15 protein-coding genes and 1 rRNA gene are annotated in these 12,925 nt (G+C 36.6%); 15 read left to right on the forward strand and 1 reads right to left on the reverse strand.

Annotation, left to right across the window (positions count from 1 at the left end; all coding sequences use genetic code 11):
- The 14 genes from rrf to rsmI form a co-directional block, all read left to right on the forward strand.
- A 5S ribosomal RNA gene (gene rrf, locus MOK21_RS24070) occupies nt 1-75 on the forward strand; the annotation flags it as partial.
- Nucleotides 76-185: 110 nt separating this feature from the next.
- Nucleotides 186-620, forward strand: coding sequence for an SRPBCC family protein (locus MOK21_RS21640; protein ID WP_249076030.1), 435 nt, complete (start codon nt 186-188; stop codon nt 618-620).
- Nucleotides 621-878: 258 nt separating this feature from the next.
- A complete protein-coding gene (locus MOK21_RS21645; protein WP_249076031.1) occupies nt 879-1,454 on the forward strand; it encodes a TetR/AcrR family transcriptional regulator in 576 nt (191 codons plus the stop codon).
- Between the two features lie 139 nt (nt 1,455-1,593).
- Nucleotides 1,594-2,130 carry an HXXEE domain-containing protein gene (locus MOK21_RS21650; protein ID WP_249076032.1) on the forward strand — a complete coding sequence of 179 codons (537 nt, stop codon included), beginning with the start codon at nt 1,594-1,596 and terminating at the stop codon, nt 2,128-2,130.
- A 90-nt stretch (nt 2,131-2,220) separates the two neighbouring features.
- On the forward strand, nt 2,221-3,645 hold the full coding sequence (locus MOK21_RS21655) for an aminotransferase class I/II-fold pyridoxal phosphate-dependent enzyme (protein WP_249076033.1): 1,425 nt from the start codon (nt 2,221-2,223) through the stop codon (nt 3,643-3,645).
- Nucleotides 3,646-3,662: 17 nt separating this feature from the next.
- Entirely contained in the window at nt 3,663-4,292 is a 630-nt protein-coding gene (gene tmk, locus MOK21_RS21660) for a dTMP kinase (protein ID WP_249076034.1), read from the forward strand.
- 295 nt (nt 4,293-4,587) lie between these two features.
- The gene (locus tag MOK21_RS21665) at nt 4,588-4,917 is read left to right on the forward strand and encodes a cyclic-di-AMP receptor (RefSeq protein WP_049667342.1); all 330 of its coding nucleotides are present in this window, start codon (nt 4,588-4,590) and stop codon (nt 4,915-4,917) included.
- 74 nt (nt 4,918-4,991) lie between these two features.
- A complete protein-coding gene (locus MOK21_RS21670) occupies nt 4,992-5,432 on the forward strand; it encodes a YaaR family protein (RefSeq protein WP_249076035.1) in 441 nt (146 codons plus the stop codon).
- Between the two features lie 185 nt (nt 5,433-5,617).
- A complete protein-coding gene (gene holB, locus MOK21_RS21675; RefSeq protein ID WP_249076036.1) occupies nt 5,618-6,622 on the forward strand; it encodes a DNA polymerase III subunit delta' in 1,005 nt (334 codons plus the stop codon).
- Complete coding sequence (locus MOK21_RS21680) at nt 6,615-7,430, forward strand: PSP1 domain-containing protein (protein WP_249076037.1); 816 nt, start codon at nt 6,615-6,617, stop codon at nt 7,428-7,430. Before holB ends, MOK21_RS21680 begins: the two co-directional genes overlap by 8 nt.
- A gap of 27 nt (nt 7,431-7,457) precedes the next feature.
- Complete coding sequence (yabA, locus tag MOK21_RS21685) at nt 7,458-7,814, forward strand: DNA replication initiation control protein YabA (protein WP_308221951.1); 357 nt, start codon at nt 7,458-7,460, stop codon at nt 7,812-7,814.
- A gap of 63 nt (nt 7,815-7,877) precedes the next feature.
- Nucleotides 7,878-8,627, forward strand: coding sequence for a tRNA1(Val) (adenine(37)-N6)-methyltransferase (locus MOK21_RS21690; RefSeq protein WP_249076038.1), 750 nt, complete (start codon nt 7,878-7,880; stop codon nt 8,625-8,627).
- Entirely contained in the window at nt 8,611-8,874 is a 264-nt protein-coding gene (locus tag MOK21_RS21695) for a GIY-YIG nuclease family protein (RefSeq protein ID WP_249076039.1), read from the forward strand. The genes MOK21_RS21690 and MOK21_RS21695 overlap by 17 nt, the downstream gene beginning before the upstream one ends.
- Nucleotides 8,871-9,743, forward strand: coding sequence for a 16S rRNA (cytidine(1402)-2'-O)-methyltransferase (gene rsmI / locus MOK21_RS21700; protein WP_249076040.1), 873 nt, complete (start codon nt 8,871-8,873; stop codon nt 9,741-9,743). The genes MOK21_RS21695 and rsmI overlap by 4 nt, the downstream gene beginning before the upstream one ends.
- Before the next feature lie 279 nt (nt 9,744-10,022).
- On the opposite strand, the gene MOK21_RS21705 is transcribed toward rsmI, so the two are convergent.
- Complete coding sequence (locus MOK21_RS21705) at nt 10,023-10,301, reverse strand: transition state genes transcriptional regulator AbrB (RefSeq protein ID WP_004229214.1); 279 nt, start codon at nt 10,299-10,301, stop codon at nt 10,023-10,025.
- 561 nt (nt 10,302-10,862) lie between these two features.
- Between MOK21_RS21705 and metG the strand changes: the two genes are divergently transcribed.
- Complete coding sequence (gene metG, locus MOK21_RS21710; protein WP_249076041.1) at nt 10,863-12,839, forward strand: methionine--tRNA ligase; 1,977 nt, start codon at nt 10,863-10,865, stop codon at nt 12,837-12,839.
- Nucleotides 12,840-12,925: the final 86 nt, after the last annotated feature.

The following is a 12,925-nucleotide window of genomic DNA, read 5'->3' on the forward strand; positions in this document are numbered from 1 at the left end:
GAACACGGAAGTTAAGCTCTTTAGCGCCGATGGTAGTTGGGGGCTTCCCCCTGTGAGAGTAGGACGTCGCTAGGCACAAAGCAGCCACTGAGAAATCAGTGGTTTTTTTGTTGTTTTGCAATCTATACCCTAAAAAATGTTAGAATGTAAATTGATTCAAATTAACAATATAGGGGTGAATTGAAATGGCAACAGGGTTATATAGAGAAAATATTCAAATTGAAAAAGCAAAGCTACAGGAATTTATTCAAGATAAAGGGGAATGGGCTGTACTAATACCGGGTTATTTACATCATGAATTTCCAAATGAACAAAATATGATTTGGGTATTTCAAGGCGATTTCGGAATTATTCAAAAAGCCGTAAAGGTTGAGCTTAAATGCAAGGAGTCCAGTCCTCATCAGGTTATGTTTGATTTGGTAGGTTTATCCGATCCGATAAATGGTGATGGTTATTTTGAAATTACACAAAATCAGGACGGTACATGTCAGTTAGTAGGCAATTTAACGATGAAGGCAAGTGGCTTCTTAGCAGGAATGATGAATCCAATATTAGAAAAATTTGTACCGCAATTAGTAGAACAGCTAGTACAAAGGATGGCGGTAAAGGCTAGTATTTAGTATGTGTAGAGAAAATTGCAGTTAAGTACGCTTTAAAATAGTATCTACTAAGGAAAGTAAAAGGATCATTGCTATTAGGTGCAATGGTCTTTTTATGTTTCATCACCAAAAGTTCGATATGACAATTTACTAAAATGTTAACGTCGGAACTGAGACCAACCCACATTATCTTGTGATTTTTGGTATAACTTGACAGTTCTTTTTATGAGTCTTATATTTGAGTATATACTCAAACATTAAAAAAGGTGGTGGAAAGGTTTGGCGTCAAAGAAGGATAAAATCTTGGAGGCATCATTAGAGCTTTTTACTAAAAGGGGCTTTACCGCGACGACTACTAAAGAAATAGCATTAAAAAGCGGAGTAGCAGAGGGGCTTATATTTTATTATTTTAAAGATAAAAATGGGCTTCTTAATTATCTTATTCGTGAATTTTCATTTATTGGCTCGCTACAAAATGAGATAAAAGCTCTTTCTATGATGGAGCCATATCCAGCTTTAATTAAATTTGGCCAATTATATGCCAATTTTTTATCACATAATAAAAGCTTTTTAACTTTTATTTGGTCCCCGGAAATAGTACGGAACACGGATGTTAGTAAGGATATTGTAGATTTTATAAATACAATGAATGAACAAGTCAGTTCATTTTTGATAAGAGCTTCTTTATGTAGTGTAGAAAAAAAGACAGTAGAAACGGCAGCTTCGGTGTTTCTTTCAACAATATTAACGCATGTTTTAGTTGAAGAAAGAAAAGCAGAAAAAATGCCAATTGGAAATAATGATTATATTGAAGAGGTAGCGATGTTTCTTTTAAAAGGAATGCAAATTGTATAAGTAGATTGTAGTGGAGATCGAACGTCACCAAGAAAGTGCCCAATCGAAACGAAAGTTAACACACGTTATTTGCGAGGAACTATTTTTTTGAAAAACATTTGAGTGATTACTCAATAGAATTTAAAAAGGAGGTATCATTATGGAGCAATGGATAAATATTCAAACACTTATTTGGCTATTCCCTATTATGTTCATTTTGCATGATTTTGAAGAAATCATTATGGTTGAAAAGTGGTTAAATAAGAATTCTACGATTTTGTATGAAAGACTGCCGAAGAAAATTGCTGATCGAGTTATGAAACAGTTCTCGATGTCGACAGCACAGTTTGCCGTAGCAGTAATCGTTATATTCATGTTTGTAAGTAGTTCCACTTTTTTAGCAAATCAATATGTACATCAAGGGCCATTTGGAGATATCTATTTTTTCACTATTGTTACGCTAACCTACTTTTTACATGCATTCACTCACCTTGCACAATCTGTTTTTCTTCGTGCCATTACACCAGGTGCACTTACATCTTTGATAATCGTCATTCCATACAGTTTAATTTTGTATCGTTCGTTATTAATCAATAAAGTCATAACATGGGACATTATTTTCGTTAGCTTGCCATTTTGTCTTTTATTGATCCCTGTTGCATTACTAGCACATTGGATCGGTAAAAAGGTTATCTGAATTTCACTTTATTTATAGCGATTCAGCAAATGTTTTTGTAATGTAAGTGTTATAATTAAATAAGAATATAACGGAAATGGGTGTTTTGTTTTGCAAAAGAAAAAGCCGATTGTAGAAGGGTTAGAGCGCTTTCGACAACAACAAAATATTTCCTTTCATGTCCCAGGACATAAGCATGGCGAACTGTCCCATCTTCCTCAGCCCTTTAAAGATGTCATGCGATATGATGTGACTGAATTATCAGGTCTTGATGACTTACATCACCCAGAGGAAATAATATTAGAGGCAGAAAACTTATTGGCAGATACATATGGGGCGATGAAAAGCTTTTTTTTAGTAGGTGGATCTACAGTTGGAAATCTAGCGATGATTTATGCCACATGTAAAAAGGGTGATACGATTATTGTCCAACGTAATGCACACAAGTCAATATTTCACGCAATTGAGCTTGTTGGCGCAAAGCCTGTATTTGTTTCCCCACTATGGGATGAACGTACATTAACTGCCACACATGTTTCTTATAAAGATTTAAAAGAAGCAGTTGATTTTCATCCAGAGGCTCGGGCAGTAGTTTTAACGTATCCTACTTACTATGGTATGACATCTAAAGAAATACAGCAGCAGATTGCCTATTGTCATGAGAAAGGTATTCCTGTCTTAGTGGATGAAGCACATGGAGCGCATTTTAGTGCCTGTACTTTATTTCAACCATCAGTATTGTCATTTGGGGCAGATATAGTAGTACAGTCTGCACATAAAACTTTGCCTGCTATGACAATGGCATCCTTTATGCATGTTAATTCTAACTTCATCGATGTCGACAAAATAAATCACTATTTACGTATGCTGCAATCTAGCAGCCCATCCTATCTTTTATTGGCTTCTTTAGATGATGCACGCTATTATATACAGACATATATGGAGAGTGATGGTGCATATATAATAGAGAAAAGGAATCAATGGGTAGAGGCATTACGAGCTATTGGCTCTTTGGAAGTGATTGAGGTAGACGACCCTATAAAATTATTATTACGCGTTGATGGCTATAGCGGTTTTCAATTACAAGAAGCATTAGAAGCAAAGCACGTATATGCAGAACTAGCAGATGCGAATCAAGTATTACTTGTGCTACCTTTGTTGAAACAGGGGCATACCTATCCATTTGCAGAAATACGTGTCCGAATTAAGGATGCTGTAACATTGTTATTAAGTACACCAAGGTCCGAAATAGTAACTGCTTCGCAAGCAGCCTATAATTTTGTAGCTATTACGGAACCAGCCTATACATTTGATGACATTGAAAAGGCGGAGAAAGAATGGTTACCATATATGCGAACAATGGGCCGTATCTCTGCTAGTATGATTATTCCTTATCCACCAGGCATTCCATTGCTTGTTCCGGGCGAAAAAATAACAGTAGCAAAGCTGAGTCAGCTAGAAGAGTTACTGGCTACTGGTGCAACGTTCCAAGGAAATCACCGTTTAGAAGAAAAGATGATTGAGATCATTAAATAGTTGGAGGCAATAACAGCATGAATTGCAATTTATTTATTACATTTGAAGGTCCTGAGGGTGCTGGAAAAACAACAGTTATTCAAAAAATAGCTGAGCGACTTGCAGAAGAAAATATTGATGTTTTAGCAACGAGAGAGCCTGGTGGTATTGAGATTGCTGAGAAAATTAGGAGTATTATTTTGAATCCTGAACATACAGCCATGGATGAACGTACAGAAGCGTTATTATACGCAGCGGCGAGAAGTCAGCATTATTTTGAAAAAGTACGACCTGCATTGGATGCTGGTAAAATGGTTATTTGCGATCGATTTATCGATTCTTCATTAGCATACCAAGGATATGCACGCGGTATCGGCGTAGATGAAGTATTATCCATTAATGAGTTTGCAATCGGTAAGAAGTTACCCGATATGACTATATTATTTGACCTTGCTCCAGAGGTTGGCTTGGCACGAATTCATGCTCATGGAGAGCGAGAAGTAAATCGCTTAGATGTTGAAAGTTTAGCTTTTCATAAAAAGGTTCGGGAAGGATATTTACAGCTAGTAGAGCGTTACGCTGATCGTATACATGTCATCAATGCGGACCAAAATATTGAGCGTGTTGTTGAAGATGTATGGTCATTAATATATGAAGCAATACAGTAAATGCATGAAGTTGTCTAACACAATGTGATATAATGGTAACATCTATAATTTTATCTTCATTCAACGAATGTTTTCTGTGCGCAAGCGAAAAGATTTGATGGGTATGGATATTGTTCATTTTCAGTAGATACCTAAAAACCTACTGAAATAAAGGAACTTTGGTGGATGTCACGGAACCGGAAAGGTGTTCTTTGTGCAAGCATAAAGCCTGATCCGGACACCATTATGCTGAGGCATAATTGATAATGGTAACTAAAATTTATTTAGATGAATTTTATCAAAGGGGTGAGTGCGAATGAAGTTAGTCGTAGCTGTAGTGCAAGATCAAGATAGCAGCCGTTTATCGAATGCTTTAACGAAAAACCAGTTTCGCGCAACTAAATTAGCGAGCACAGGAGGATTTTTACGCTCTGGAAATACGACGTTTCTTATTGGGACGGAAGACTCTCTTATACCCAAAGTTTTAGATATTATTCGTGATAATTGTCGAGCACGTGAACAAATGGTTGCACCTGTTTCGCCTTTAGGAGGGAATACAGATTCCTATATACCTTATCCAGTGGAGGTAGAGGTAGGAGGAGCGACAGTTTTTGTATTACCAATCGAACAGTTTCATCATTTTTAGATCATTGCCACATTAAATAGAAGTAAAACACAATATATGTATTTGATATAGAAGGCAAGTGGGGGCGAAACAGCTTGAAGATCAATCAAGATATACGTGTCGGGTTAAATACTAATCGTAAAGAGCCAATGCATAACAATAATCAAAATAACCGATTTGGAGATATGGTCGTCAAGCAAGGAAGCAAATTGCAAACTGAACAGCTTACACGACTGCTAGGAGATATTTCTACAGCAGGTGACCGTGTTGCAAGATCACGTAATTTACGAGAACTTGCTCGTTTTAAAATGCTTGTTAAACGATTCCTACAAGAAACTGTAGAGCATGGTATGGATTTAAAGCAATCGCATACATGGAATCGTTTTGGTGAAGGAAGACGCTTAAAAATTATCGAAACTATTGATACGCGTCTTGTAGAGCTTGCGCAAGATATTTTAGATGAAGAAAAGGAAGCAATTGACCTACTTGATAAAATCGGTGAGATTAAAGGCTTATTAATTAATTTGTATATGTAAAACCCGTGTCTCGTTCTCTTGTAGGCGCGGGCTTTTTTCAAATCAATTCAGCAGCTAATTTATTTGCTGAATGACACGAAACTAATCTATCTGCTCTAAAAACGCAGATGTTTCTGTACTAAAATTGAGCAATGGAAAACAATTATGCTATGAGTGTAATTGAAAATAGGAAGGAATTTATATATATGGCCAAGAATGTTGAAGAGCTATTCACACTACAACCAGTCGTAATGAAGCAGCTTCAAACGATTTTTGACAAAAATAGATTAGCGCATGCATACATTTTTGATGGCGAAAAAGGGACAGGCAAAGTTGATATTATGCAGTTTTTTGTTAAATTAATGCTATGCGAGCAACCAAATCAAAATGTTCCATGTGAAACATGTCGAAATTGCAGACGTGTTGATTCGGGTAATCATCCAAATATTCATCAAATTTATCCAGAAGGCCAATTTATAAAAATTGATCAAATACGTGAATTAATTGCAGAGATGAAGATGATGGGGGTTGAAGAAGGACGTAAGATTTATGTGCTTCACCATGCAGACCGTCTCAATATTGCCTCTGCAAACATGATTCTTAAATTTTTAGAGGAACCTGATGGTGAGGTAACTGCGATTTTGTTAACAGAGCAAATGCAGTCAATTTTACCAACGATTCGTTCTCGCTGCCAGCATATTAAATTTCAAAAAATGCCTCGACACTTATTGTTGAAGCATTTGCAAGATCACAACATTTCTTACTCGATGGCTTCTACAGTGAGCATGATGACGAACGAGCTCGAAACAGCTATGATTTTAGCAAATGATGAGCAGTTTGCACATGCTCGAAAAACAGTGTTAAAATTAGTAGAGGCAATTCGTCAGAATGTACATGAAGCAATGCTTGTTGTACATGAAGAATGGTTGCCACTGTTTAAAGAAAAAGGCGAGATGGAGCAGGCATTAGATTTACTACTATTTGCTTACCGTGATATAGTGTCAATAAAAGCTAATCCCGAAGCAGCTTGTACTTACCCAGACATGTTACAAACATTTAAAGAAGCTGCGTTACATTCGACTTATGAACGTCTATCTAGTCAAATGGAGTCTATTTTACAGGCACGTTCATCTTTACAGCGTAACATGAATAGGACGTTAATGATGGAGCAGTTAATGCTAAATCTGCAGGAGGGATATACATTTGTATAATGTAGTGGGAGTCCGTTTTAAAAAAGCGGGTAAAATATATTATTTTGATCCAGCATCATATCTACTAGAGGACAGTCAGTATGTCATTGTAGAGACAGCTCGCGGAGTGGAATATGGTAAAGTAGTTGTCCCTCAAAAGGTTGTAGGGGATAATGATGTTGTATTACCACTTAAACAGGTTCTACGACCAGCGGATGAGCGTGATCGTATCCAAGTAGAGGAAAATGCAGCTGAATCAAAGCGAGCATTTGAACTAGCAAGTACAAAAATCATTGAGCATAATTTAGAAATGAAGCTCGTTGATGTTGAATATACATTTGATCGTAATAAAATCATCTTTTATTTTACGGCTGAAGGACGAGTTGATTTTAGAGATCTTGTAAAAGATTTAGCTTCGGTTTTTAGAACACGTATTGAGCTTCGCCAAATTGGTGTACGTGATGAGGCGAAGTTGTTAGGCGGCATTGGTCCATGTGGCCGGATGCTTTGCTGCTCAACTTTTTTAGGAGATTTTGAGCCGGTTTCTATTAAAATGGCTAAAGATCAAAACTTATCTTTAAATCCATCCAAAATTTCAGGTCTTTGCGGTCGTTTAATGTGCTGCTTAAAGTATGAAAATGATGAATATGAGGAAGCAAAAGAGGGCATGCCAGACATTGGTGAAATGGCGATGACACCAGATGGCCGTGGTAAAGTTGTAGGTTTAAATGTACTGGAAAGACTTATTCAAGTATATTTACAAGAGCAGGAGCGCACAGTCGAGTATACACTAGAAGAACTGCTAGCATGCGAAAAAAATCTTATTTAAGATAGAGAATTGGACGAGGTGGCTTGGGTGAAGGACCGTAATTTCTTAGATACCGTTATGGAGTTCGAACAACAGCTCGAAGCAATGCAGGAGCAATTTGGTGCATTGAAACAATTTGTAGCGTTAATGATGGAGGAGCATAAGGCACTCGAAACAGAAAATCATCACCTTCGTACACGGCTGGAAGAACTACTTTCGAATGAAAACTCCGTACAGGCTACTGATGAGAAGAAAGAGAATTCGTTAGATATTGGCGAAGGTTATGATAACCTAGCACGTTTATACCAAGAAGGCTTCCATGTTTGTCATGTTCATTTCGGAGGTTCACGTAAAGGTGAAGACTGTCTGTTTTGTCTATCATTTTTAAATAAACAAAATGTGTAATAGAAGGCTGATTCCCACTATGGTGGTGTCAGTCTTTTGTTTTGTATAGTAGGAGGAAGAAACATGGAAAATTGGTTGAAGGGTGACGAACGGTTAGACTATTTATTGGCTGAGAATTTACGTATTATTCAAAGCCCTTCTGTCTTTTCGTTTTCATTGGATGCAGTACTACTTTCAAAATTTGTCAATGTCCCACATCATAAAGGGAAAATTGTTGATTTGTGCTCAGGAAATGGTGTAATTCCACTTTTTTTAAGCGCCAGAACAAAAGGGCATATAACAGGAGTAGAAATTCAACCACGTTTATTTGATATGGCTGAGCGAAGTATCCGTTACAATAAGTTAGAAGATCAAATTCATATGGTCCTCGGTGATGTGAAGGAAATTCCTAAGGAGCTTGGTATTGAAAAATATGATGTTGTAACGTGTAATCCGCCATATTTTTTAGCACATGAAGCAAGTGATAAAAACTTAAGTGAGCATTACGCTATAGCGCGTCATGAACTATATTTAACATTAGAGGAATCCATACAATCAGCAAGTAAATTGTTAAAACAAGGCGGAAAGGCTGCTTTTGTTCATCGTCCTGGTCGGTTATTAGATATTGTTACGGCAATGCGTGCAAATCGTTTAGAGCCTAAACGTATGCAACTTATTTACCCGAAAGAAGGTAAGGAGGCCAATACATTATTAATAGAAGGAATTAAAGATGGTAAGCCTGATCTAAAAATATTACCGCCCCTGTATGTTTATAACGCGAATAATGAATATACAGCAGAAGTGAGAGAAATCCTTTATGGAAAAGAACAATAGCCATTATTTTTATGTATTAGAATGTGCCGATCAATCCTTTTACGCAGGCTACACGAATAATGTAGACAAGCGTGTCGGTGTACATAATGCTGGTAAAGGTGCAAAATATACGAGAGCGCGAGGACCAGTAGAATGTATTTATGTAGAGGAGTTCGATACGAAACAAGAAGCGATGCGAGCAGAATATGCTTTTAAACAGTTAACACGAAAGCAAAAGATGAAATATATAGGGAGGGATGACGCATGAAATCTCAGAAAAGTACAATGCACGGTCATACAGGTTGTTTATATTTAGTGGCAACGCCTATTGGTAACCTAGAGGATATGAGTGTACGTGCGCTACGTATTTTAAAGGAAGCAGATATTATTGCAGCAGAGGATACACGTAATACAAAGAAACTATGCAATTACTTTGATATAGAAACACCACTGATAAGCTATCATGAACATAATTTAGAGGTGGGTGGGGAGAAGCTATTAGCCTTCTTACATGAGGGAAAAACAGTTGCATTAGTTAGTGATGCAGGTCTGCCTTGTATTTCCGACCCTGGTGCAGATATAGTCGAAAAAGCAATCGAACAAGACTTTCCCGTTGTACCGGTGCCAGGCCCTAATGCTGCAATATCAGCATTAATTGCTTCTGGACTAACGCCACAGCCATTTTTCTTTTATGGATTTTTAAATCGAGGGAAAAAGGAGCGACGACAGCAATTAGAGCAACTAAAAAAACGTCAGGAAACTATCCTGTTTTATGAGGCACCTCATCGTATCAAGGACACTTTGAAAGATATGGAAACTATTCTCGGTAATCGACGGATTGTGTTAGCTCGCGAGTTGACTAAAAAATTCGAAGAGTTTTTACGTGGTACGTTGGTTGAAGCAGTGGAATGGTCACAAACAGAGGAAATTCGAGGAGAATTTTGTATTGTCCTTGAAGGAAACGACAATGCTGAGGAAGAAAGTAATGAAGAAGCCTATTGGGTTACAATGTCTATCATTGAACATGTCGATTATATTATTAATCATACAGGTGTAACATCAAAGGAAGCTATAAAGGAAGTTGCAAAACTACGTCAAGTAGCGAAGCGAGAAATCTATAATGAATACCATAGTTAATGTAAAGAAAGAGGTAGCCTTAATAGGGCACCTCTTTTTTGTATAGCTAATCAATTAGGTTGTTGATCCCAAGGAAAGCACCCTGTCGGAACGGAAATCAACCCCACGTTATGGTAAGGAGCATAAACTATTTAATATGATAAAAAATACAACCTTAATCTTGAAAGGTCTGACATGGACATTATAAGGCACTTAAGAATTGGTTATATTATATTTATCTTTGATTGATAAAAACAAAACACCCAAATCACTGTGTTTGATTTAGGTGTGTAGATCAAATTATTTTTTTAAGTTAGATTGAATTTCTTTCACTAACATTTCTGCGCCTTCTGGGCTTAAAATTAATTTGCCTCCAACTAAACGGAAGTTATCATCAGATACTTCACCAGTTACAGCACATGTCATGTTAGGCATATATTTTTTTAAGATGATTTTGTCATCATCCACATAGATTTCTAAAGCATCTTTTTCTGCAATACCTAATGTACGGCGAAGTTCGATTGGAATTACTACACGTCCTAATTCATCGACTTTACGAACGATTCCTGTTGATTTCATAATTATTTTTCCTCCTAATGTTAAAAGTTATATCGGTATTTCGTCAAATTTCGACATAAATTCTTTGTCTGATAGTTATCATACCAAGTAATGCCATAAACGTCAATTAATTAATACACTAATATTATTGTTTCAAAAAAATTTTTTGAGGAGAAAACAGATATTTTGGTTTTTTTAAAAGGTTTTTATTATATATTTTGATTTATAGTAAAAAAGATTCTCGTTTAATACATTAAATGGATTGATTATATCATTCGACATTTTTCGCGCGGGATATATTATCAATCAACTATGCCGAGGCATCATGGCGTCCAAAAACGGCTTTAAACTTAGCCTGCGTGAGGGTCGACATGATGTCGGTCATTTCGGTAATGTCACAGGACGTAGCGTTTTTACCGATGCAGGTTAGTTAGCCAAATCATCGCATGGATGCGATGATTTGGCTAACTTCCTATATAAGAGTTCCTTTTCCGATTCCATGACACCGCTGAAAGAAGTTGAAACGAATTTCGTACTTAGTTAGAATAGATAGTATACTGTGAAACAATGGAGGCAGTTCTTGTGAGCGAACAAAACAAAACATTCTATATAACAACCCCTATTTATTACCCAAGTGGGAAATTCCATATTGGTACAGCGTATACAACTGTAGCATCAGATACAATGGCACGTTATAAACGTTTACGTGGTTATGATGTACGTTTTTTAACTGGAATGGATGAGCATGGACAAAAAATTCAAGAAAAAGCTGCAGAAGCGGGCAAACATCCTCAAGAATACGTGAATGAAATTGCAGATGCTGCAAAAAAACTTTGGGCATTAATGGACATTTCATACGATGACTTTATTCAAACAACGCAAGAGCGTCATACGAAAACTGTCGAAAAGATTTTCCAAAAGTTTTTAGATAATGGTGATATTTATAAAGGTGAGTATGAAGGTTGGTACTGTACACCATGTGAATCATTTTTTACGGAGACACAATTAGTAGATGGTAATTGTCCAGACTGTGGTCGTCCAGTACACAAAGTGAAAGAGGAATCTTACTTCTTTAATATGAAGAAATACGCAGATCGTCTTTTAGCTTATTATGAAGAAAACCTTGGATTCATTGAGCCTGAATCTCGGAAAAATGAAATGATTAATAACTTCATTAAACCAGGGTTAGAAGATTTATCTGTTTCAAGAACATCATTTGATTGGGGCATTAAAGTTCCGGGAGACCCTAAACATGTTATTTATGTATGGGTAGATGCCTTAACTAACTATATTACATCACTAGGTTATCTGTCTGAGGATGAAACATTATTCAATAAATATTGGCCGGCAGATGTACATGTAGTTGGTAAAGATATCGTTCGATTCCATACTATTTATTGGCCAATTTTCTTAATGGCATTAGATTTACCACTTCCGAAGAAAATATTTGCTCATGGTTTTATCATGATGAAAGACGGTAAGATGTCTAAATCAAAGGGCAATGTTATTTATCCGGAAATGTTAATAGAACGTTATGGCTTAGATGCGACACGATATTTCCTATTGCGTGAGTTACCATTCGGGTCTGATGGTGTATTTTCACCAGAATCTTTTGTTGAACGGACAAACTTCGACTTAGCAAACGATTTAGGTAATTTATTGAATCGTACTATTTCAATGATTAATAAATATTTCGACGGCATTATTCCAACTGAAAATCTTCAATCGACAGAATTTGATGCGGCTTTACAAGACCAGGCTGAATCGGTACGTATTAAATATGAAGAAAGTATGGAAAAAATGCAGTTTAGTGTCGTTTTAGCAGACGTATGGACGCTTGTTTCGAGAACGAATAAATATATAGATGAAACGCAACCGTGGGTGCTAGCAAAAGAAGAATCAGACAAGCCAAAATTAGGCGCCGTAATGCGAAATTTGGCAGAGAGCTTACACCAAATTGCTGTCATGTTACAACCATTTATGACATCTACTCCCAAACGAATCATCGAACAATTAGGCTTGGATGACAAATTCTTAGCATGGGAAACAATTGAAACATTCGGCAATACTATTCCGGCAAACATTAAAGTGGTAGAAAAAGGTATTCCAATTTTCCCTCGTTTAGAGAGTGAAGTTGAAATTGAGTATATCCGTGAAGAAATGCGTGGTTCAGTGAAAACGCCGCAAGTGGAAGAATCAAAAGTTGAGCAAAAACCTGCGGATATTCCAGAAATTCCTGAAATTACTATTGATGATTTTATGAAAGTTGATTTACGCGTAGCTACAGTAATAGCATGTGAAACTATTCCGAAAGCAGACAAATTATTAAAGCTTCAAGTGGATCTTGGATATGAGCAACGCCAAGTGGTTTCAGGTATTGCAAAGTTTTATTCGCCAGATGAATTGATTGGTCAAAAAGTGATTGTGGTCACTAACCTAAAGCCAGTTAAATTACGCGGTGAATTATCTCAAGGAATGATTTTAGCCGGTGAGAAAGATGGAATTTTAAAATTAGCATCGGTTGATCAAAAACTAGAAAACGGTGCAAAAGTAAAGTAAAAAATTTTTGGAAGGCCTGCTGAATGGAAAAAGTTCAGCAGGCTTTTAAAATCCGCTTTGAAAATAAGTAGTTTGTTATCTTAAAA

The organism is Lysinibacillus sp. BPa_S21, assembly GCF_023337795.1.
Lineage (GTDB): Bacteria > Bacillota > Bacilli > Bacillales_A > Planococcaceae > Lysinibacillus.

Bases quoted from the DNA above. Each gene is read 5' to 3' on its own strand.
- tmk (WP_249076034.1), top strand. From the start codon at position 3,663: ATGAATTGCAATTTATTTATTACATTTGAAGGTCCTGAGGGTGCTGGA.
- MOK21_RS21665 (WP_049667342.1), top strand. From the start codon at position 4,588: ATGAAGTTAGTCGTAGCTGTAGTGCAAGATCAAGATAGCAGCCGTTTA.
- rsmI (WP_249076040.1), top strand. From the start codon at position 8,871: ATGAAATCTCAGAAAAGTACAATGCACGGTCATACAGGTTGTTTATAT.
- MOK21_RS21690 (WP_249076038.1), top strand. From the start codon at position 7,878: ATGGAAAATTGGTTGAAGGGTGACGAACGGTTAGACTATTTATTGGCT.
- holB (WP_249076036.1), top strand. From the start codon at position 5,618: ATGGCCAAGAATGTTGAAGAGCTATTCACACTACAACCAGTCGTAATG.
- MOK21_RS21705 (WP_004229214.1), bottom strand. From the start codon at position 10,301: ATGAAATCAACAGGAATCGTTCGTAAAGTCGATGAATTAGGACGTGTA.
- MOK21_RS21695 (WP_249076039.1), top strand. From the start codon at position 8,611: ATGGAAAAGAACAATAGCCATTATTTTTATGTATTAGAATGTGCCGAT.
- MOK21_RS21640 (WP_249076030.1), top strand. From the start codon at position 186: ATGGCAACAGGGTTATATAGAGAAAATATTCAAATTGAAAAAGCAAAG.
- MOK21_RS21650 (WP_249076032.1), top strand. From the start codon at position 1,594: ATGGAGCAATGGATAAATATTCAAACACTTATTTGGCTATTCCCTATT.